Source organism: Gordonia alkanivorans NBRC 16433, assembly GCF_000225505.1.
GTDB lineage: Bacteria > Actinomycetota > Actinomycetes > Mycobacteriales > Mycobacteriaceae > Gordonia > Gordonia alkanivorans.
Genome location: NZ_BACI01000068.1, coordinates 14,735 through 33,978 on the forward strand (window position 1 = coordinate 14,735; position 19,244 = coordinate 33,978).

Consider the following 19,244-nt stretch of genomic DNA (forward strand, 5'->3'; position numbering starts at 1 on the left):
AATGCGATGAACGCCCCGACTCCTGCCAACGCCGTGCCGATCGGGCTCGGCATGCCGGCCGGACCCCCGCCGGTGCTGGCCCCGCGCCGCAAGACCCGGCAGCTGTTCGTCGGCTCGGTCGGCGTCGGCAGTGACCACCCCATCTCGGTGCAGTCGATGACGACCACCAAGACCCACGACATCAACGCGACCCTGCAGCAGATCGCGGAACTCACCGCGTCGGGCTGCGACATCGTGCGCGTGGCCTGCCCGCGACCCGAGGACGCCGAGGCGCTGCCGATCATCGCGAAGAAGTCCAAGATCCCGGTCATCGCCGACATCCACTTCCAGCCGAAGTACATCTTCGCCGCGATCGACGCGGGGTGTGCGGCGGTGCGCGTGAACCCGGGCAACATCAAGGAATTCGACGGCCGCGTGAAAGAGGTCGCGAAAGCCGCCGGGGACGCGGGCATCCCGATCCGCATCGGCGTGAACGCGGGCTCCCTGGACAAGCGCATCCTGCAGAAATACGGCAAGGCGACGCCCGAGGCGCTCGTCGAGTCGGCGCTGTGGGAGGCGGGTCTGTTCGAGGAGCACGGCTTCGGGGACATCAAGATCTCGGTCAAGCACAACGACCCGGTGATCATGGTCGAGGCCTACCGCCAGCTGGCCGCCCAGTGCGACTACCCGCTGCATCTCGGCGTCACCGAGGCCGGTCCGGCGTTCCAGGGCACCATCAAGTCGGCCGTGGCCTTCGGTGCACTGCTGAGCGAGGGCATCGGCGACACCATCCGCGTGTCGCTGTCGGCGCCGCCGGCCGAGGAGATCAAGGTCGGCGACCAGATCCTGCAGTCGCTCAACCTGCGTCCCCGCAAGCTCGAGATCGTGTCGTGCCCGTCGTGTGGCCGTGCCCAGGTCGACGTCTACAAGCTGGCCGACGAGGTGACCGCAGGCCTCGAGGGCATGGAGGTCCCGCTGCGCGTCGCCGTCATGGGCTGCGTGGTCAACGGACCGGGTGAGGCCCGCGAGGCCGACCTCGGCGTCGCCTCCGGAAACGGCAAGGGTCAGATCTTCGTCAAGGGCGAGGTCATCAAGACCGTGCCGGAGGCGCAGATCGTGGAGACATTGATCGAAGAAGCGCTGCGGATTGCCGAGGAATCAGGGGAAACTGGAGACGGCACGCACGTCGGCCCGCCGGTGGTCACCGTCTCCTAGGGTCCGCGACCCGAACCGAACGGGCGCTGTCGCGAGTCCCCATGGGGAAGTGAGGAGCGGTGGTGCTGAAGCTACTGGGCGACAAACCGCTCGGCGCGCGTGACTCGGCAGCCGTCGAACGCGTCCTCATGTCCGACCCGGTGGCGATGTGCATGGTCGCCGCGAGGTTCGAAACCCACGGCATCAACCCGCGCCTGCTCGGCGGTGAACTCTGGACCGCGCACGATCCGTCGACGTCGCTGTGTTTCTCCGGCGCCAACCTGATCCCGCTGATCGGGTCCGCCGACGACCTCGACTACTTCTCCGATCGCGCGGTCGCCGCACCCCGCGCCTGCTCGTCGATCGTCGGCCGCGCCGACCTGGTGTTGCCGATGTGGCAGCAGATCGAGCCCGTCTGGGGTCCGGCGCGAGAGGTGCGTCCGGTCCAGCCGCTGCTGGTCCTGTCCGGGAATCCGGCGGTCCCGTCGGATCCGGCCGTGCGGCTGGTGACCCTCGACGATCTCGACGCCTACATGCCGGCCGCGGTCGACATGTTCATCGGTGAGGTCGGCGTCGACCCGACGGCCGGCGACGGCGGACGTTCGTATCGCAGACGGCTGGCGTCGCTGATCTCGGCGCAACGTGTCTTCGCGCGTTTCGACGGTCCCGATGTCGTGTTCAAGGCGGAGATCGGGTCGCTGTCCCGGCGCGTCGGCCAGATCCAGGGTGTGTGGGTGTCGCCGGACCGACGCGGTGAGGGTCTGGGCCTGGGTGGCACCGCGGCCGTCGCCGAGGCGGTCGCCGCCCACGGACGACTTCCGAGCCTGTACGTCAACAGCTTCAACGAGACCGCCCGTGCGGTGTACGACCGTATCGGGTTCACCGAGGTCGGTACCTTCGCGACCGTCCTCGTCGACTGAACGGATCTCCGGGCGACGTCACACCGTGGCCTCCCGCGTGGCTTCCCGGGATCGGCCCGTCGCGGCCCTAGACTCGACCGCGATGTGGCGCACGCGAACTCGATGGACCCCGGCGGTGATCGTCGCGGTCTGTGCTGTCGTGATCACCGCGACCGCCGCCTGCTCGTCCGCGGAGGACGACGGCCCGCGCCGGGCCGCAGAACGATTCCTCGAGGCGTACTCGCAACAGGAACTCGACGCCGCGGCCGCCCTCACCGACGTGCCGCAGACCTCCCGCTCGGCGATGGAGTCGGCGTGGTCGGGACTCGCCGCGGAAGAGCTCGAGGCGAAAGCCGGCCGGGTCCGCGTCACCGGTGACACCGCCGAGGTGCAGGTCGACTACACCTGGGCGCTGCCGCGCGGTCGTGACTGGTCGTACGACGCGACGCTGCGCCTGGGCCGATCCGACGCCGGCTGGGCGGTGCGCTGGGCGTCGACCGCGGTCCATCCGAAACTCGGCGCCGACCAACGACTCTCGCTGCAGATCATCGAGGCGCCCCGGGCGACGGTGAACGAGGCCGACGGTTCGGAGGTCATGGTCAACGGCACTGTCGTCGGCGTGAACTTCGACCCGGAGAAGGCCACCGAACAGGGGGCCTCGGTCGCGTCCTCGGTCACGAGCGCGGTCGCCGTGCTGCGTCGGTTCAACCGCGACCTCGACGAGCAGCTGATCACCGAACAGGTCACCTCGAACGGTCAGCAGTATCCGCTGGCCCGCCTCACCCACGCCCAGTTCGACCGGCTGCGCGACCAGCTCGCGATCCCCGGCGTCGTCACCAACGAACAGGCCGAGCTGGTCCCCAAGGACCCGAAGTTCGCGCCGGCGCTGCTGACCGAGGTCAAGAAGGTCGTCGACGGCGAGGTCGCCGGACGTGCCGGCTGGCGGGTGGTCTCGGTGAACCCCAACGGACTCGACGCCGACGTGCTGGCCGACCACGACGCCGACCCGTCGCCCGCCGTGTCGCTCAGCCTGTCGCGGACCGTGCAGAACGCCGCTCAGCGAGCGGTCAACGCCGCCAACAGATTTCAGGTCGCGATGGTCGTCGTGCAGCCGTCCACCGGCCGAATCCTCGCCGTCGCACAGAACCCCAATGCCGACCGGCAGGGTCCGATCGCGACGACCGGCCTGTACCCGCCCGGTTCGACCTTCAAGATGGTCACCGCGGCTGCCGCCATCAACCGCAAGATGGCCGGACCCGACACCACCGTCGGCTGCCCGGGGGAGATCCAGATCGGTCCGCGCCTGATCCCGAACTACAACGGCTTCTCGCTCGGCACGGTGTCGATGCTGCAGGCGTTCGCCGCGTCCTGCAACACCACGTTCGCCAAGCTCGCCAGCCAGATGGGTCCGTCGGACCTCGCCCACGCCGCCGCGGCGATGGGGATCGGTCAGCGGTACTCGATCGCCGGCCTCGACGCGGTGTCCGGGTCGGTGCCCATCGAGAACGAACTGGTCGCACGCAGCGAGGACGGCTTCGGCCAGGGCAAGGTGCTGGTGTCACCCCTCGGCCTGGCGCTCGTCGCCGCAACCGTCGCCAACGGTTCCAAAGCCCCGGTGCCGCAACTGATCCTGGACAAGCCCACCGAAATCGAGGGGCCGACCCCGACGATGCCGCCGGAGGTCTACCAGCAACTGCGGCCGATGATGCGCGCGGTCATCACCAGCGGTACCGCGTCGGTCATCGACGGTCGTGGAGCGGTGTTCGGCAAGACCGGTGAGGCCGAATTCGCCGGCGGATCTCACGCCTGGTTCGCCGGCTACCGCGGCGACATCGCCTTCGCGACGCTCGTCGTCCGCGGTGGCGACTCGAACAACGCGGTCGCCGTCACCCGCGACTTATTCGACGGGCTGGGCCCGGGGTACGCGATCCGTACGCCCTAGCTGCGTTCGGGCAGGATCACCCGCCGCCCGCCGTGGTCGATGACCTCGACCGGATGGTCGTAGGTGCGGCTCAGCAGTTCGGCCGTCATCACCTCGTCGGTGGAACCGATGGCGAGCAGCTCACCGTGTTTCATCACCGCGATGCGGTCGGCGTAAGCCGCGGCGAGGGTCAGGTCGTGCACGACGAGCAGCACGGCGTTTCCGGCATCGCGGTGGATGCGCAGGATCTCGAGGACCTGTTCCTGGTGGTGGATGTCGAGGGCGGCGGTCGGCTCGTCCAGCATCATCACCGGGGTGTCCTGGGCCAGCGCCCGCGCCAGCGACACCCGGGCCTGCTGTCCGCCGGACAGCTGGGCGAAGGGGCGGTCGACGATGTCGGAGAGTTCGCACAGGTCGACGGCGTCGGCGATGACCGCGGGGGAGTCGGCGGCCCGCGGGGTCCGCAACCAGGGATAGCGGCCCATGGCGACGACCTCGGCAACGGTGAACGGGGTGTCCACGCGGTTCTGCTGGGTGACCACGCTGCGGTGTCGTGCGAGCTCGCGGAGCGAGGTGGTCGACACGTCCCGTCCGTCGATGGTCACGCGACCGCTCTTCGGGGGACGCGTGCCCGACAACACCGACAGCAGCGTCGATTTGCCGCATCCGTTGGGGCCGACCAGCGCGACGAGTTCGCCGGCATGGACCTCCAGGGACACACCGCGGACGACCTCACGGCCGCCGAGCTCGACCCGGACGCTCTCGGCGGCGATGCCCGGCGTACCCGGGGGTTGCACGACGGCGGTCACCAGCCCGCTCCCGCACGACGGCTGCGGCGCAGCAGGATGAAGAAGACCGGCCCGCCGATCAGTGCGGTGAACATGCCGAGGGGGAGGTCGGCGTCGCCGAGTATCGTGCGGGCCGCGAGGTCGGCGCCGGTGATGACCAGCGCGCCACCGATCACGCTGGTGGGCAGCAGGATCGAGTGTTTGGGGCCGACGATGAGTCGCATCACGTGCGGGACCACGAGGCCGACGAAGGCGATGATCCCGGCGAAGGCGACGGCCGCGGCGGTGAGGATCGCGGTCAGCACGATCGCCTGACGTCGAACCGATTCCACGTTGACGCCGAGCGACGCCGCCTGGATCTCACCGAGGGCGAGCAGGTCGAGTTTGTGGACCAGCAGTACGCAGGCGGCGACGCCCACGACCACGAGTGGCGCCACCACCCAGATCTCGCTCCAGGTGCGGCCGGCCAGCGAACCGAGCTGCCAGAAGATGATCTGCTCGCGGGCGGCGGTGGAGGCGACGAAGGTCAGGAAGGCAATGACGCCCGCGGCGAACGCGTTCACCGCGATACCGGTCAGCACCAGCATGATCGCCGACGACGATCCGTCGCGCAGCGAGAGCAGGTAGACCGCGGCGGCGGTGACGAGTCCGAAGAGGAAGGCCGCGCCGGCCAGCGCCCAGTTCCCGGCGGCCCCACCGGCTCCCGCCGAGCCACCCGCGAGGACGATCACCAGGCAGGCGCCGATGGCCGACCCGGAGGACACCCCGATGATGCTCGGCTCGGCGAGCGGATTGGCGAGGACGCCCTGCAGCAGGCACCCCGCGGCGCCGAGTGCGGCACCGACGAACAGTCCGAGCACGATGCGCGGGAACCGGACGTTCCAGAGCGCCCCTTCGCCGTTGGGATGTGAGGGCAGCGGCCCGATCTCGAGGTGGAAGTGGTGCGCGATGCTGCCGAGCACCTCCAACGGTGGGATCTCCACCTGACCGATCCCGGCGGAGGCGATCGCGAGCGTCGCGGTCGCGAGAAGCATCACGGCGACGACGACGGTGTTGCGCATCCGGTGCGAGCGGGCGACTGGTGCCGCGGCGTCGGTCCTGGTCTCGGCGGTCGGGATGCTCACGTGTAGATCGCCTTCGCCAGCGCCGAGAGGACGAGTCCGACATCGGGACCGAAGGCCAGGATCTTGCTCTCGTCCATCTGCACGACGCGGCGGTTGCGGCCCGCCTCGGTGTCGGCGATCCCGGGAAGCGTCAGCACCCCGTCGGGTCCGCCGACGGTGTCGGCGCCCTGGGTCATGACGATGAGGACGTCGGGGTCGGCGGTGATCATCGACTCGGCGGTGACGGCGGTGAACGCACCGGTGAGCCGGGCCGCCTCACCGGCGTCCCGGCCGCCGAGTTCGGCGATCAGATCGTCGGCGCCCGAACCGGGACCGGCGAGGAGCAGGAGATTGCGGCCGCGGATGTAGAGGAAGGCCATCGTCGGGTCGCCGGAGGGGTCGGGGACGAGATCGCGGGCCGCCTCGATCTGCGCATCGGTGCGGTCGACGAGCTTCTCACCCGCCTCGGGAACGCCGAGTGCCTTGGCGACCGACCGCATCAACGTGTCGTTGGACGCGAGGTCGCGAGTGGCGGGGAACACCACGACGGTGACCCCGGAGTCGCGGATCTGGTCCACCGCGGTCACCGGTACCGTCGACTCGCTGACCAGCAGGACCGTCGGTGCAAGGGCCAGAACGGATTCGGCGTTGAGGCTGTGCCCGCGGTTCGTCACCACCGGGAGTCCGATCGCGGACGGGAAGGCCGTCGAGGTGTCGCGGCCGACGACCCGCGAGCCCATGCCGAGAGCGAAGACGATGCTGCCGAGGGTGCCGCTGACGTCGACGGCGATGATCCGGCTGGTGTCGGTCACGGTCACCGGTCCGTAGCGAACGGAATCGACGGTGACCGGCAGTGCCGATCTCGGATCGTCGGCGACGGGTGTCACGTCGTTTCCGTCGAGGGCGGCCGTCTGCGGCCCGTTGCGAAGGTGCGCACCGGGGGAGTGCCGGTCCTGTTCGATCGGGGTGACGAAGCACGCCGAGACGGGCACCATGGTGAGGACCACCACCAGCAAGGCCCGCACCGATCTGATCGACGCGCCCACCGTCACCACCTTCGAATCGGTTTCCGACGCCCAGTGGCGTGGAAGTCTTAGGGCGAGCTTAGTTGTCGCGAGCTTGCCGTCCGCGCGCCGGTCCTCCTCGGACGGGCGGATAAAGTGGTTCGCATGCCAGTTCGCAGTGTCCTGACCCCCGGTACCCCGACGCCGATCCGGACCGTGCCCGACTCCATCGAGCGGCCGGAATACGTGTGGAAACCCACCGTGAACGAGGGCCACGAACCCTGGGTGCAGACGCCGGAGACCATCGAGAAGATGCGCCTCGCCGGCAAGATCGCCGCGAATGCGCTCGCCGAGGCCGGCAAGGCCGTCGCACCCGGCGTGACGACCGATGAACTGGACCGGATCGCGCACGAGTACATGGTCGACCACGGCGCCTACCCGTCGACGCTGGGTTACAAGGACTTCCCCAAGTCCTGCTGCACCTCGCTCAACGAGGTGATCTGTCACGGCATCCCGGACTCGACCGTCATCGCCGACGGCGACATCGTCAACATCGATGTCACCGCCTACATCGACGGCGTGCACGGCGACACCAACGCGACCTTCCTCGCCGGGGACGTCGAGCAGGAGGTCGTCGACCTCGTCGAGCGCACCCGTACCGCCACCGAGCGGGCGATCAAGGCGGTCAAGCCGGGACGCGAACTCAACGTCGTCGGTCGCGTCATCGAGGCGTACGCGAATCGCTTCGGCTACAGCGTCGTCCGCGACTTCACCGGGCACGGCATCGGCGAGACCTTTCACAACGGGCTCGTGGTGCTGCACTACGACGAGCCCAACGTCGACACCGTCCTCGAACCCGGCATGGTGTTCACCATCGAGCCGATGATCAACCTCGGCGGCCTCGCCTGGGAGATGTGGGACGACGGCTGGACCGTGGTGACCGCCGACCGGAAGTGGACCGCGCAGTTCGAACACACCCTCGTGGTCACCGAGGACGGCGCAGAGATCCTGACCCTGCCGGACGCCTGATCGGCATTCCCCTGACTAGGCCGGGAAGCGCACGGGCTGCGGCTCGTTGCTGGTCGTCGTGGTCCCGTTGCCGAGCTGTCCCTTGCCGTTGAGTCCCCAGCAGTACATCTCGGCGCCCGCGACCGCGCAGACGTTGGCCGAGCCGGTGGTCACCTGGGTGACGCCCGACAGCCCGTTGATCCGGCTCGGGGCGTGGTCGGGGAGCGTGCTCCGCGAACCCCAGCAGTAGGCGGAACCGCTCGCCGCGGCGCAGGCGGCGTAACCCCCGGTGGAGACCTGTGTCGCGCCCCGCACATCGATCGGGGTCGGTCGCTGTCGGCTGACCTCGGTGCCGTCGCCGAGTTGACCGGAACCGTTCTCGCCCCAGCAGAACACGGTCCCCGAGCCGCCGGAACCGCTCGCCACCGCGCACGTCGAATAGAGACTCGTGCTGATCGAGGAGGGGGAGTCCAGGTCGAGCCTGGTCGGGGTGGGCCGGTTGGTGGTGGTGCCATCGCCGACCTGCCCGTCGGCGTTGTTGCCCCAGCAGTAGGCGGAGCCTGCGGCGATGGCACAGGTCGTCGTGTGCGAGGTCGAGACCGCCGTGACATCGGACAGACCCGAGACCCGCGTCGGGGTGGGGATGGTGGGGTCGGTGCCCGCACCGGTCTGCCCGTTGAGATTGTTGCCCCAGCAGTAGAGGTCGCCGGAGCTGATCGCGCAGGTGGTGAGGCCGACGGCCACCGCTCTCACGTCGGTCAGGCCGGACACCTTGGTCGGCAGCGTGACGTTCTGGCCGGTCGGCCCGGCACCCTGGCCCCAGCAGTAGAGGTCGCCCGAGGCGATCGCGCAGGTTCTACCGAGGCCGCCCATGCCGACCGCCGACACGTCCTCGAGACCGGACACCTTCTCCGGGCGCGCCCGGTCCGTCGTCGAACCGTCGCCGAGGGTGCCGTACAGGTTTCCGCCCCAGCAGAACAGCTCGCCGCCACGCCGCGCAGGTGCTGTCGCCGCTCGAGGCGATGGACTCGAAGTCGCCCGAACCCGTTGTGGCACTGGTTGATCCGGCGGACGAACGCGAAGGCGTCGAGGTCCCTGAGGTCGTGGTCGCCGGGGCGTCGTCGGAGCCGACCAGGACGATCGCGGTGATCACGAGCGCCAGGACGAGGACGAAGACACCGGCGCCGACGCCGACGAGGAGTCCGGTGCGCTTCTCGGACGGTGCCGGGGTGAAGCCGCCGGCGAAGACCGGGGCCGGGGTGTGTGGCCGGTGCGGGTGGTAGCCCGGTGGCGGGAGCGGGGGGCGCTGCCGGGTAGGCGGGTGTTGCCGAGCCGGAGGGTGATGGCCGACGCGTGGCGGAAACGCCGGGGCCGGCGTGGTGGGCGCCGCACGACGCGGGCCCGCGGCCGCCGCCTGCTCGAGTGCCCGCGCGAAGTCCGTGCACGAGGCGAACCGGTCGCCGGGCTGCTTGGCCAGCGCCCGGGCGAAGACCGGATCGAGATGCGCCAGAGCCGGATCGTGGTCCGACGGCCGGGGCACGGGGGAGTTCACGTGACCCGAGATGAGTGCCATCGGCGTCGTGCCCGGGAACGGCTGACGGCCGGTGAGCAGCTGGAAGACGGTGCAGGCCAGGGCGTACTGGTCCGAGGCGGGGATCGCGGCCTCGCCGGTGAGCAGCTCGGGGGCGGCGTAGGCCAGGGTGCCGACGAACAGGTTGGTCGCGGTCATCTTGTTGCCGTCGACCAGTCGGGCGATACCGAAGTCGAGAACCGTGACGCGGGTGATGCGGCCGTCCGGTCCGCGGGCGACGACGATGTTCGCCGGCTTGATGTCGCGGTGGATGACCCGCTGACCATGCGCGTAGTCGAGAGCGTCGGCGACGCGACCGGCGATGGTGACGACCTCGTCGACGGGCATCGGGCCGGCGCCGGTGAGGTCTTTGCCGTCGAGGTAGGTCATCGAGAACCACGGGCTGCCGTGCTCGACGCCGTGGGTGAAGACGGTGACGATGCCCGGGTGATCGAGGGCTGCCGCTGTCCGGGCCTCGTTGCGGAACCGCTCGTGGAAGCTGGGGTCCGCAGGATTCGGCGAGATGATCTTCAGGGCCTCGCGACGGCCCAGTGTCGGGTGTTCGACGAGCCAGACCTGGCCCATCCCGCCGCGCCCGAGCAGGGAGACCACGCGATACCCGGCGAACACCGATCCGGGTTCCACGATCTCCACGCCCGACGACCCCCCTGTCCCGACCTGCTCGCACAGGCCCTCCCGACCACGCCCTCGCAGGCGTTGCCGTCACTGTAACCAGCCGGAGCGGCCGGCGAGGCAAGTGGTGCGTCGTGTGAACGACCCCACCACTACGCTGTCGTGGTGGCCGATCTCGGTGGTGCGTTGTTCGTGGGCGGGACCAGTAGTGACGCCGGTAAGAGTCTCCTCGTCGCAGGTCTCTGTCGTGCTCTCGCGCGCGACGGCGTCCGGGTCGCGCCGTTCAAGGCGCAGAACATGTCCAACAACTCGGTGGTGACGCTCGACGGCGGTGAGATCGGCCGCGCCCAGGCCCTGCAGGCCTTCGCCTGCGGGCTCGAACCCTCGACGCGGTTCAATCCTGTTCTGCTGAAACCCGGCAGCGACCGGCGCTCCCATGTCGTGCTGCGAGGGCGCCCGGCCGGGGACGTCGGTGCCCGGGACTACATGGCCTGGCGGTCCCGGCTGAGGGAGGTCGTCACCGAGGAGCTCGCCGCGCTCCGCCGCGACTTCGACGTCGTGCTCTGTGAGGGAGCGGGTTCGGTCGCCGAGATCAACCTCCGCCGCAACGACATCGCCAACATGGGGCTCGCGCAGGCCGCACGGCTCCCGGTGCTGCTGGTCACCGACATCGACCGCGGTGGCTCGTTGGCCTCGCTGTTCGGCACCACCGCGATCCTCGAACCCGCAGACCAGGCGCTGATCGCGGGCTACGTCGTCAACAAGTTCCGGGGCGACCCGAGCATCCTCGAAACCGGGCTCCGGCAGGTCGAGGAGATCACCGGCCGCCCGACCCTCGGTGTCCTGCCGTTCGCCGACGACCTGTGGCTCGACGCCGAGGACTCCCTGGCGGCGCCCGTCGGCCGGCGGGTCGGACCGCCGCTGAACCCGGCCGGTCCGGGCGCGCGGCTCCGCGTCGCCGCGATCCGGTTGCCCCGCATCTCCAACTCCACCGACGTCGAGGCGCTCGCCTGCGAACCGGGCGTCGACGTGACCTGGGTCGACGACCCGGGCAGTGTCGCCGCCGCCGACCTGGTGGTGATCCCGGGAACCCGTGCCACGGTCTCCGACCTCGCCTGGATGCGCGACCGCGGGATCGCCGACGCGGTCACCGCCCGCGCGGCCCGGGGCGTCCCGGTCGTCGCCATCTGCGGGGGTTTCCAGATGCTGGCCCGCACCATCGACGACGCGATCGAATCCGGTCGTGGCCGCGTCGACGGCCTCGGTGTGTTCGATCTCGACATCTCCTTCGCCACCGACAAGACGTTGCGTCAGGTCAGCGGCACCAGCCGCGGTGGAGAGGTGATCAGCGGTTACGAGATCCACCACGGGCGGGTCGTCGGGTCGCGGGAGGACACCTGGATCGTCGACGACGCCGCGGGTCCCGAAGGTGCGGTGCGAGGCGCGATCCGTGGGACGCACTGGCACGGACTGCTGGCCAACGACGCCTTTCGGCGTCGGCTGCTCACCGAGGTGGCCGCCGAGGCCGGTGTGCCGGACTTCCGGGTCGCGGGCGACACCGAGGTGGAGGCGATCCGGCGGCGACAGGTCGACACGATGGCCGACCTGGTCAGCGAGCATCTCGACATGGACGCGGTGATGCATCTCATCGAGGACGGTCCGCCCGTGTCGGCGCCCGTCATCCGCCATCACCTGGACCCCGACACCGGTTCGGCGCAGACGCTATCGTGGCCCAATGACTGAAGATCAGCGTCAGGTGACCGTCAACGGCCTCACCTTCGACGTCCGGATCGGGGGACCGGAACGGGGCCCGTGGGTCCTGCTGCTTCACGGATTCCCGGTGGACGGATCCTGCTACGACGCGGTGCTCCCGCGACTCCACGAATCGGGCCTGCGGACGTTGGTCCTGAACCAGCGCGGCTACAGCCCCGGCGCACGACCCGAGGCCGTCGAGGACTATCACCTCAGCCACCTGGTGTCGGATGTGATCGCCGTGCTCGACGAACTGAAGGTCGGGTACGCGATCCTCGTCGGGCACGACTGGGGCGGCATCGTCGCGTGGCATCTCGCGGGCAAGTACCCCGACCGGTTCACCGGTCTGGTGGTCGCCAGCACCGGCCACCCGTCGGCGATGCGGGATGCACTCGCGGCGAGCGATCAGCGCGAACGATCGTCCTACATCCTCGATTTCGTCGCCGACGGCGCCGAGGAGACACTCCTCGCCGACGACGGCGCCAAGCTGCGCGCGGCCGGGGTCACCGCCGAGGAGCTCGCCCCGCTGCGCGAACCGGGCGCCCTGCGGGCTGCATTGAACTGGTACCGGGCCAACTTCGTCGGCGACATCAAGGGCACCATGGCGTGCCCGCCGGTGGAGATCCCGACGACGCTCGTCTGGAGCGACGCCGACGCCGCGCTCGGCCGTGAGCAGGCGCAGGGCAGCGGCCGGTACGCCTACTCCGACTTCCGGTTCTGCGAACTGGCCGGCGTCGACCACTGGATTCCGCAGAACGCTCCCGCCGAACTGGCCAGCGAGATCGCCCTGCGGTCGACGGTGTTCTAGATCGCCACTAGATCTCCAGACCCAACAGCGCGTTCTCGAGCACCTCGGGCATCGCCGGGTGGATCCAGTACTGCCCCTTGGCGACCTCGAGGGCGGTCTGGCCGAACGACATCGCCTGGATGACCGGCTGGATGACGGTCGGGGCCTGCGGGCCGATGATGTGCGTGCCGAGGATCTTGCCGGTGCCGCGTTCGGCGATCACCTTGCAGAAACCGGTGGTGTCCTCCATCGCCCAGCCGTAGGCGACGTCACCGTAGGCCTGGACCTTGACCGTGATGTCGTATCCGGCGTCGCGGGCCTCGTCTTCGGTCAGCCCCACCGAGGCGATCTGCGGGTGTGTGAAGACGGCCGCCGGGACGAACCGGTGGTCGAACTCGACGAGATCGTCTGCATCCCAACCCTTCAGCAGGTTGGCCTGCACCACCCGCTCCTCGTGGTTGGCGACGTGCTTGAGCTGGTACGGCGAGCTGACGTCGCCGAGCGCCCACACCCCGCGTGCGGAGGTGCGGCCGTGGATGTCGCAGTGCACCCGGCCCTCTTCGTCGAGTTCGATGCCGACCGAGGAGAGGTTGAGGCGGTCGCCGTTGGGCTTCCGGCCGGTGGCGACGAGCAGGACGTCGGCCTCCAGGTGCGTCCCGTCGTCGAACTGCAGGCGGACACCGCCGTCGGGCAGGTCCTCCGCACCGGTGATGGCGGTGTCGAGGTGGACGTCCCACTTCTCCTCGGCGACCTGGGTGAAACGGTTGGAGATGTCGGCATCCTGCTTGCGCAGCAGGGCGGGGCCGCGGGCGATGATCGACACCTTGGAGCCGAGAGCGCCGAAGACGTGCGCGAATTCGGCTGCGATGTAACCGCTTCCGACGATGGCGAGCCGCTCGGGCAGTTCCGGCAGACGCATCACGTCGTTGTTGGTGTAGTACGCCACGCCGGAATCGGCGATGACCGGCGGGATGACCGCGCGCGAACCCGCGGCCAGGACCACCTCGCGGGCGAGAACCGTTGCACCGTCGGCGGTGACGAGACGGTAGAGGCCGTCGTCGTCCCGACCGTCGAACTCGACATGGGAGCTGTAGACGGTGATGTTCTCGCACCGGTCCACGCGATACTCCTTGCCGCCCTCGGAGATCGGGTCGATGCGTCCGAAGACGCGCTCGACGATGCCGGGCCAGTCCACCGAGTCGACCTTGGCGTGCACCCCGAGACGCGCGCCCTGCGTGGCGATCTCGGCGACCTCCGCCGCGTAGACGAACATCTTGGTCGGGATGCAGCCGACGTTGAGGCAGGTGCCGCCGTACACGCCTTCCTCGAAGATGGCGATCGTCGTGTCGGCATAGCGCTCGTCGGGGATGGAGTTGCCGCTGCCGGAGCCGATGATGGCCAGGTCGACGACCTGCGTGGCGGTCATAGGGTGCTCTCTTTTCTACTGGTTTCCGAGGATTCGGTCGCGGGCCGGATGGTGCGGGCGAGCCAGTCGTCGACCTCGCGATAGGCGTGCTCACGGGCATGCGGCACGGAGAGGAACACGTCGTGGCGGGCGTCGGGGATGGGGACGGTCGACACGCGCCCGCCGAGACACCCGCTCCAGCGGGCGATCTGGCGGACGTCGAGGACGGCGTCGGCGCGATCGGTCGACGCCGAGTAGGTCTTCGCGAAATGGGTCTTGTCCGAACGCAACACGAGCGCCGGCGTGCCGACGTCGATGCCGCGGTGCAGACGTCGTTGCCCGCTCCGGACCGCGTTCAGGAACCCGAAGGTGACCGGGAAACCGCCCATCGGTTTGAGGGCGAGGTCGTAACTCCACTCGCCGTGCGCACTCTCGTGAAGACTCTCGCCGTAGGCCGAGGAGAGTTCCTGCGGGATCACGCGGGTGGGTTGCACCGCGGCCACCGCCTTGATCAGCATCGTCACCGGCAGCGTCCGCAGGACGGCGTCGCCCTGGAGATCCAGCCACGGCGAGTTGAGCAGCAGGCCGTCGACGAGCCCGTGCCGGGCCGGGTCCTGCTCGCGCAGCCGGTCGAGCCACAGCGCGGTGATCAGGCCACCCGTCGAATGCCCGGCGATGATCGTGCGGGTGTCCGCACCCACCTCCTCGGCGATCAGCTCGAGCGCGAGGCCGAGTTCCTCGTCGTATCGAGCGAGGTCCGTCGTGAAGTGGGCGGTGTGGTGGCTCTCCCGCGACCGTCCGCACTTACGCAGGTCGATCGCGTAGAACGCGTAGCCGCGGGCGGTGAAGAAATCGGCCAGCGGCTCGTGGAAGAAGTAGTCGGTGAAGCCGTGGACATAGAGCACCGCGCCGGCCACGGGCCGCGGACCGGCGATCCGCGCACCCGCCTCGGCGCGGCGGATCAGGGTCGCGGTGACGGGTGATTCCCCGTCCGGATCGTCGCCCAGCGGGATGGTGCGGAGTTGGTAGTGGTCCAGGAAGCGGTCGGGTTGCCAGCCGGTGCCTGCGGATACGCTCACAGCAGCCAGCTTAGTGACCCGTCTGCTCGGGCAGGGGACGCCGCGGAAGTGTCACGGATGCCACAGTTGAGCAGGTCGATTCTGTGACAGGACGTGCCATGCTGGACAATGGCCGATGTAGAGATCGTTGATCAGGTTGAAGTGGAGTCCAGGTGTCGAAAACGGTGATCAAGACCGACGTGGCGTTGGTGGGTGCAGGCATCATGAGTGCCACCCTGGGAGCGCTGCTCCGTCAGCTGCAGCCCGATTGGTCGATCAGCCTGTTCGAACGGCTCGACGCCGCTGCGGCGGAGAGCAGCGACCCGTGGAACAACGCGGGCACCGGGCACTCGGCGCTGTGTGAGCTCAACTACACGCCCAAGACCGCCGACGGCGACGTCGACATCACCAAGGCGCTCAACATCAACGAGCAGTTCCAGGTGTCGCGTCAGTTCTGGGCACATGCGGTCGACAAGGGCATCCTCGGCGATCCCTCGGAGTTCATCAACCCGATCCCGCACGTCGCCTTCACCCACGGCGACGCCGGCGTGAAGTACCTGCGCAAGCGCTACGACAACCTCGCAGGACAGACCCTGTTCGAGGGCATGGAGTTCATCGACGATCCGGCCGAGTTCACCAAGCGTCTCCCGCTGATGTCGGCCGGTCGCGACTTCTCCGACCCGGTCGCGCTGAACTGGTTCGACCAGGGCACCGACGTAGACTTCGGCGCGCTGACCCAGCAGCTGCTCAACTATGTCGCGCAGGGCGCCGACATCTACTTCGGTCACTCGGTGACCAACCTGTCCAAGCAGTCCGACGGCAGCTGGATCGTCAAGGTCCGCAACGGCCGCACCGGCGACGTCCTGAAAGTCCATGCGAAGTTCGTCTTCGTCGGCGCCGGCGGAGGTGCGCTGCACCTGCTGCAGAAGTCGGGCATCAAGGAGGCCAAGGGCTTCGGTGGCTTCCCGGTCTCGGGCGAGTTCTTCCGCTGCACCAACCCCGACCTCATCGGTGAGCACCAGGCCAAGGTCTACGGCCAGGCCGCCGTCGGCGCACCGCCGATGTCGGTGCCGCACCTCGACACCCGTGTGATCAACCACAAGCCGGGCCTGCTGTTCGGCCCGTACGCCGGCTGGTCGCCCAAGTTCCTCAAGTCGGGCAAGATCACCGACCTGCCCGCCTCGATCAAGCCGGGGAACCTGCTGCCGATGGTGTCGATCGCGCCGCAGGAGTTCGGTCTGCTCAAGTACCTCATCAGCGAGCTCGCCGCGAACAAGGCCGACCGCGTCAACACGCTGTCGGAGTTCGTGCCGCGTGCGCTCGGCGCCGACTGGGAGCTCATCACCGCCGGTCAGCGCGTCCAGGTCATCCGCAAGACCGGCGTCGGCGGCAAGCTCGAGTTCGGTACCGCGGTCGTGACCTCCGAGGACGGCACCATGTCCGGCCTGCTCGGTGCGTCCCCGGGTGCCTCGACCGCCGTCCCCGCGATGCTCTCGGTGCTCGAGAAGTGCTTCCCGGCCGAGTACGCCGGCTGGTCGCCGAAGCTCACCCAGATCATCCCGTCGTTCGGTCAGAAGCTCAACGGCAACCGTGACCTGTACCGACAGGTGTGGGATTGGACCAACAAGTCCCTGCGGCTGACCGGTCGCGATGCGAGCAGCGTCGAGACCGGCGCGCTCGCCCCCGCCACCGCGGGGTGATCCCGGGCGGTCATCTGTGCTAACCACGACACATGAGTCCTGAACCGCAGCACGACCGGCGCCCGCAGGTACACCGCAGTACGTCTGCCGAGATCGACGCGGCCACGCTGTACCGGCTCCTGCGGCTCCGGGTCGATGTGTTCGTCGTGGAGCAGGCCTGTCCGTACCCGGAGATCGACGGCCGTGACCTCGAGCCGACGACGCGTCAATTCTGGATCACCGAGAGCGGCGAACCCGACGACGACGCCGTGCTGGCGACCCTGCGACTCCTCGAAGAGCCGCCGGGGCCGGACGGTGGGACCGTCTACCGGATCGGGCGTGCCTGCACGGCACGGGCGCATCGCGGCCATGGGCTGGTCGCCCGGCTCCTGACGGTTGCGCTCGACGAGGTCGGGGACCGACCCTGCCGGATCGAGGCGCAGGCCTACCTCACCGAGATGTACGGCAAGTTCGGTTTCGTCGCCGAGGGCGACGAGTACCTCGAAGATGGGATCCCGCACGTGTCGATGCTCCGATCCGGTTCCCGATGACCGACGTCCAGGATTCGGCCCCGGTCCGCTATCCGTTCAGCGCGGTCGTCGGACAGGAACAGCTCAAGCTGGCCCTCGTCCTGTCCGCCATCTCGCCGGGCATCGGCGGCGTCCTCATCCGCGGCGAGAAGGGCACGGCCAAGTCGACCATCGTGCGCGGGCTCGGCCCGCTGATCGGCGGAGACGACCGATCCGGGCGCGTCGTCGAACTGCCGATCGGCGCGACCGAGGACCGGGTGATCGGTTCACTCGACCTGACCTCCGTGCTGCGCGACGGTCGCGCGGAGTTCACCCCCGGGCTCCTCGCCCGCGCCCATCGGGGTGTTCTCTACATCGACGAGGTCAACCTGCTCGCCGACCATCTCGTCGATGTCCTCCTCGATGCCGCCGCGAGCGGGCGCGTCACCATCGAGCGTGACGGCGTATCCCACACGCAGGAAGCAGATTTCGTGCTCGTCGGCACCATGAACCCGGAAGAGGGGGAGTTGCGCCCGCAGCTCCTCGACCGTTTCGGGCTGGCGGTCGACGTCGCCGCGGGAAAGGATCTCGACGAACGTGTCGAGGTCATCCGGCGGCGGATGGCGTTCGACGCCGACCCGGACGGGTTCGCGGCCGAGTACCTCGAAACCGAACATGAACTGGCACAACGGATTCATGCGGCCCGGGAAGCGGTGAGCGGAGTCGAGATCCCGACGCGCGAACTGCGCCGCATCGCCGGCATCTGCGCCCACCTCGACGTCGACGGACTCCGCGGCGACATCGTCGTCGCGCGCACCGCCGCCGCACACGCGGCTTGGCGCGGGGCTCCGACGGTGGACGAGGAGGACGTGCGGGCCGCCGTCGAACTCGCCCTGCCGCACCGCAGGCGCCGCAACCCCTTCGACGAGTCCGGTCTCTCGAACGACCAGCTCGACGACGCCATGTCGGCCGGCCAGGACGCCGCCGGCCCCGGCTCTCCCGACTCCCCGGACGACGATCCGACACCGCCGGAGGGTGGACCGGGCGACGGTGCCCCGGAGCCGGGGGAGTCCTCGGATTCCGCTGCGGCGCCGGAAAACACCGACGCACCGGAAGGTTCGCAGTCTGGGTCGCAGTCGGCCCCCGGACCGGCGTTCGGTGCGGCCCCGACGCCGACCGGACATCGGGTTCGCGCGCTCCGCGTGACCGGGGTCGGGGACGGAGACCCCGGCCGCCGGTCGAAAGCGCGGAGCCGGCGCGGGCACACGACCCACGCCGTCGACTTCGAGGACGGCCGGCCGGTGCACCTGTTCGCCACCGTCCTCGCCGCGGCGGGCCGGGCACCGCAGTCGTCGGTCCGGATCGCCGCGCCCGACCTTCGCGCCGCCGAGCGCATCGGCCAGGAATCCAATCTCGTCGTCTTCGTGGTGGATCTGAGCGGATCGATGACCGCCCGCCGTCGGCTCACCGCGGTCGCGGAACTGTGCGTCGAGATGCTGCGGGATTCCTACACGCGTCGTGATCGGGTCGCGGTGGTCGTCGCACGCGGCGGTACCGCCACGCTGGCAGTGCCGCCCACCAAGTCGGTGGACATCGCGGTGCGCCGTCTCGCCGAGATCCGTACCGGTGGCCGGACACCGCTGGCCGAGGGGCTGGCCCTGGCCGGCGACGTCGTCGAACGATGCCGCCGCACCGAACCGAACCGTCGGCCGCTCCTCGTCGTCCTCACCGACGGCCGCGCGACCTCCGGCCGGGATGCCCCCGCACGGGCGCGGCTCGCGGCGTCGGCGATCCGGCGCCGGGGGATCGAGTCGGTGGTCGTCGACTGCGAGCAGGGGATGGTCCGGCTCGGCCTCGCCGCCGACCTCGCGGGACACCTCGGCGCCGAGTTGCTGACCATGGACAAGCTGTCCGCGACCGCGCTGACCCGCGGCGCGGCCTGAGTCCGCCGAAGA

16 protein-coding genes are annotated in these 19,244 nt (G+C 69.5%); 9 read left to right on the forward strand and 7 right to left on the reverse strand.

All coding sequences use genetic code 11. The annotated features are described in order from the left end of the window. Positions 1-6 precede the first annotated feature (6 nt). The 3 genes from ispG (at position 7) to GOALK_RS12990 (ending at position 4,014) form a co-directional block, all read left to right on the forward strand. Positions 7-1,194 carry a flavodoxin-dependent (E)-4-hydroxy-3-methylbut-2-enyl-diphosphate synthase gene (gene ispG / locus GOALK_RS12980; protein ID WP_006359280.1) on the forward strand — a complete coding sequence of 396 codons (1,188 nt, stop codon included), beginning with the start codon at positions 7-9 and terminating at the stop codon, positions 1,192-1,194. 62 nt (positions 1,195-1,256) lie between these two features. After that, entirely contained in the window at positions 1,257-2,093 is an 837-nt protein-coding gene (locus GOALK_RS12985) for a GNAT family N-acetyltransferase (protein WP_035754163.1), read from the forward strand. 82 nt (positions 2,094-2,175) lie between these two features. After that, positions 2,176-4,014, forward strand: coding sequence for a penicillin-binding transpeptidase domain-containing protein (locus GOALK_RS12990; protein ID WP_040004200.1), 1,839 nt, complete (start codon positions 2,176-2,178; stop codon positions 4,012-4,014). Here the strand turns inward: GOALK_RS12990 and GOALK_RS12995 are convergent. The 3 genes from GOALK_RS12995 to GOALK_RS13005 are packed head-to-tail and all read right to left on the reverse strand — an operon-like array spanning position 4,011 to position 6,879. Continuing rightward, positions 4,011-4,802 (reverse strand): heme ABC transporter ATP-binding protein, encoded by a 792-nt coding sequence (locus tag GOALK_RS12995; protein WP_006359283.1) that lies wholly within the window; start codon positions 4,800-4,802, stop codon positions 4,011-4,013. The two genes, GOALK_RS12990 and GOALK_RS12995, sit on opposite strands and share 4 nt — an antisense overlap. After that, entirely contained in the window at positions 4,799-5,905 is a 1,107-nt protein-coding gene (locus GOALK_RS13000) for a FecCD family ABC transporter permease (protein ID WP_006359284.1), read from the reverse strand. Before GOALK_RS13000 ends, GOALK_RS12995 begins: the two co-directional genes overlap by 4 nt. After that, entirely contained in the window at positions 5,902-6,879 is a 978-nt protein-coding gene (locus GOALK_RS13005) for a heme/hemin ABC transporter substrate-binding protein (protein WP_050918715.1), read from the reverse strand. The genes GOALK_RS13000 and GOALK_RS13005 overlap by 4 nt, the downstream gene beginning before the upstream one ends. A 174-nt stretch (positions 6,880-7,053) precedes the next feature. On the opposite strand from GOALK_RS13005, the gene map reads away from it, so the two are divergent. Continuing rightward, positions 7,054-7,917, forward strand: coding sequence for a type I methionyl aminopeptidase (gene map / locus GOALK_RS13010; RefSeq protein WP_006359286.1), 864 nt, complete (start codon positions 7,054-7,056; stop codon positions 7,915-7,917). Positions 7,918-7,932: 15 nt separating this feature from the next. On the opposite strand, the gene GOALK_RS24640 is transcribed toward map, so the two are convergent. Both GOALK_RS24640 and GOALK_RS24645 read right to left on the reverse strand, forming a co-directional pair. Beyond that, positions 7,933-8,856 carry an RCC1 domain-containing protein gene (locus GOALK_RS24640; protein ID WP_373278718.1) on the reverse strand — a complete coding sequence of 308 codons (924 nt, stop codon included), beginning with the start codon at positions 8,854-8,856 and terminating at the stop codon, positions 7,933-7,935. Next, entirely contained in the window at positions 8,753-10,120 is a 1,368-nt protein-coding gene (locus GOALK_RS24645; RefSeq protein ID WP_006359288.1) for a serine/threonine-protein kinase, read from the reverse strand. Before GOALK_RS24645 ends, GOALK_RS24640 begins: the two co-directional genes overlap by 104 nt. 144 nt (positions 10,121-10,264) lie before the next feature. Between GOALK_RS24645 and GOALK_RS13020 the strand changes: the two genes are divergently transcribed. Beyond that, positions 10,265-11,842 carry a cobyric acid synthase gene (locus GOALK_RS13020; RefSeq protein ID WP_198136081.1) on the forward strand — a complete coding sequence of 526 codons (1,578 nt, stop codon included), beginning with the start codon at positions 10,265-10,267 and terminating at the stop codon, positions 11,840-11,842. Positions 11,843-11,855: 13 nt separating this feature from the next. After that, positions 11,856-12,659 carry an alpha/beta fold hydrolase gene (locus GOALK_RS13025; RefSeq protein WP_006359290.1) on the forward strand — a complete coding sequence of 268 codons (804 nt, stop codon included), beginning with the start codon at positions 11,856-11,858 and terminating at the stop codon, positions 12,657-12,659. A gap of 7 nt (positions 12,660-12,666) precedes the next feature. Here the strand turns inward: GOALK_RS13025 and mtr are convergent, their stop codons facing one another. After that, positions 12,667-14,064, reverse strand: coding sequence for a mycothione reductase (mtr, locus tag GOALK_RS13030; protein WP_006359291.1), 1,398 nt, complete (start codon positions 14,062-14,064; stop codon positions 12,667-12,669). After that, positions 14,061-15,122, reverse strand: a complete 1,062-nt coding sequence (locus GOALK_RS13035; protein ID WP_006359292.1) for an alpha/beta hydrolase — start codon at positions 15,120-15,122, stop codon at positions 14,061-14,063. Before GOALK_RS13035 ends, mtr begins: the two co-directional genes overlap by 4 nt. 152 nt (positions 15,123-15,274) lie before the next feature. On the opposite strand from GOALK_RS13035, the gene mqo reads away from it, so the two are divergent. Genes mqo through GOALK_RS13050 form a run of 3 tightly spaced genes read left to right on the forward strand, consistent with a single transcriptional unit; the run spans position 15,275 to position 19,232 of the window. Continuing rightward, positions 15,275-16,801 carry a malate dehydrogenase (quinone) gene (gene mqo / locus GOALK_RS13040; protein ID WP_040004202.1) on the forward strand — a complete coding sequence of 509 codons (1,527 nt, stop codon included), beginning with the start codon at positions 15,275-15,277 and terminating at the stop codon, positions 16,799-16,801. A gap of 32 nt (positions 16,802-16,833) precedes the next feature. Beyond that, on the forward strand, positions 16,834-17,331 hold the full coding sequence (locus GOALK_RS13045) for a GNAT family N-acetyltransferase (protein WP_006359294.1): 498 nt from the start codon (positions 16,834-16,836) through the stop codon (positions 17,329-17,331). Beyond that, a complete protein-coding gene (locus GOALK_RS13050) occupies positions 17,328-19,232 on the forward strand; it encodes a VWA domain-containing protein (RefSeq protein WP_006359295.1) in 1,905 nt (634 codons plus the stop codon). Before GOALK_RS13045 ends, GOALK_RS13050 begins: the two co-directional genes overlap by 4 nt. The last annotated feature ends 12 nt before the right edge of the window (positions 19,233-19,244 follow it).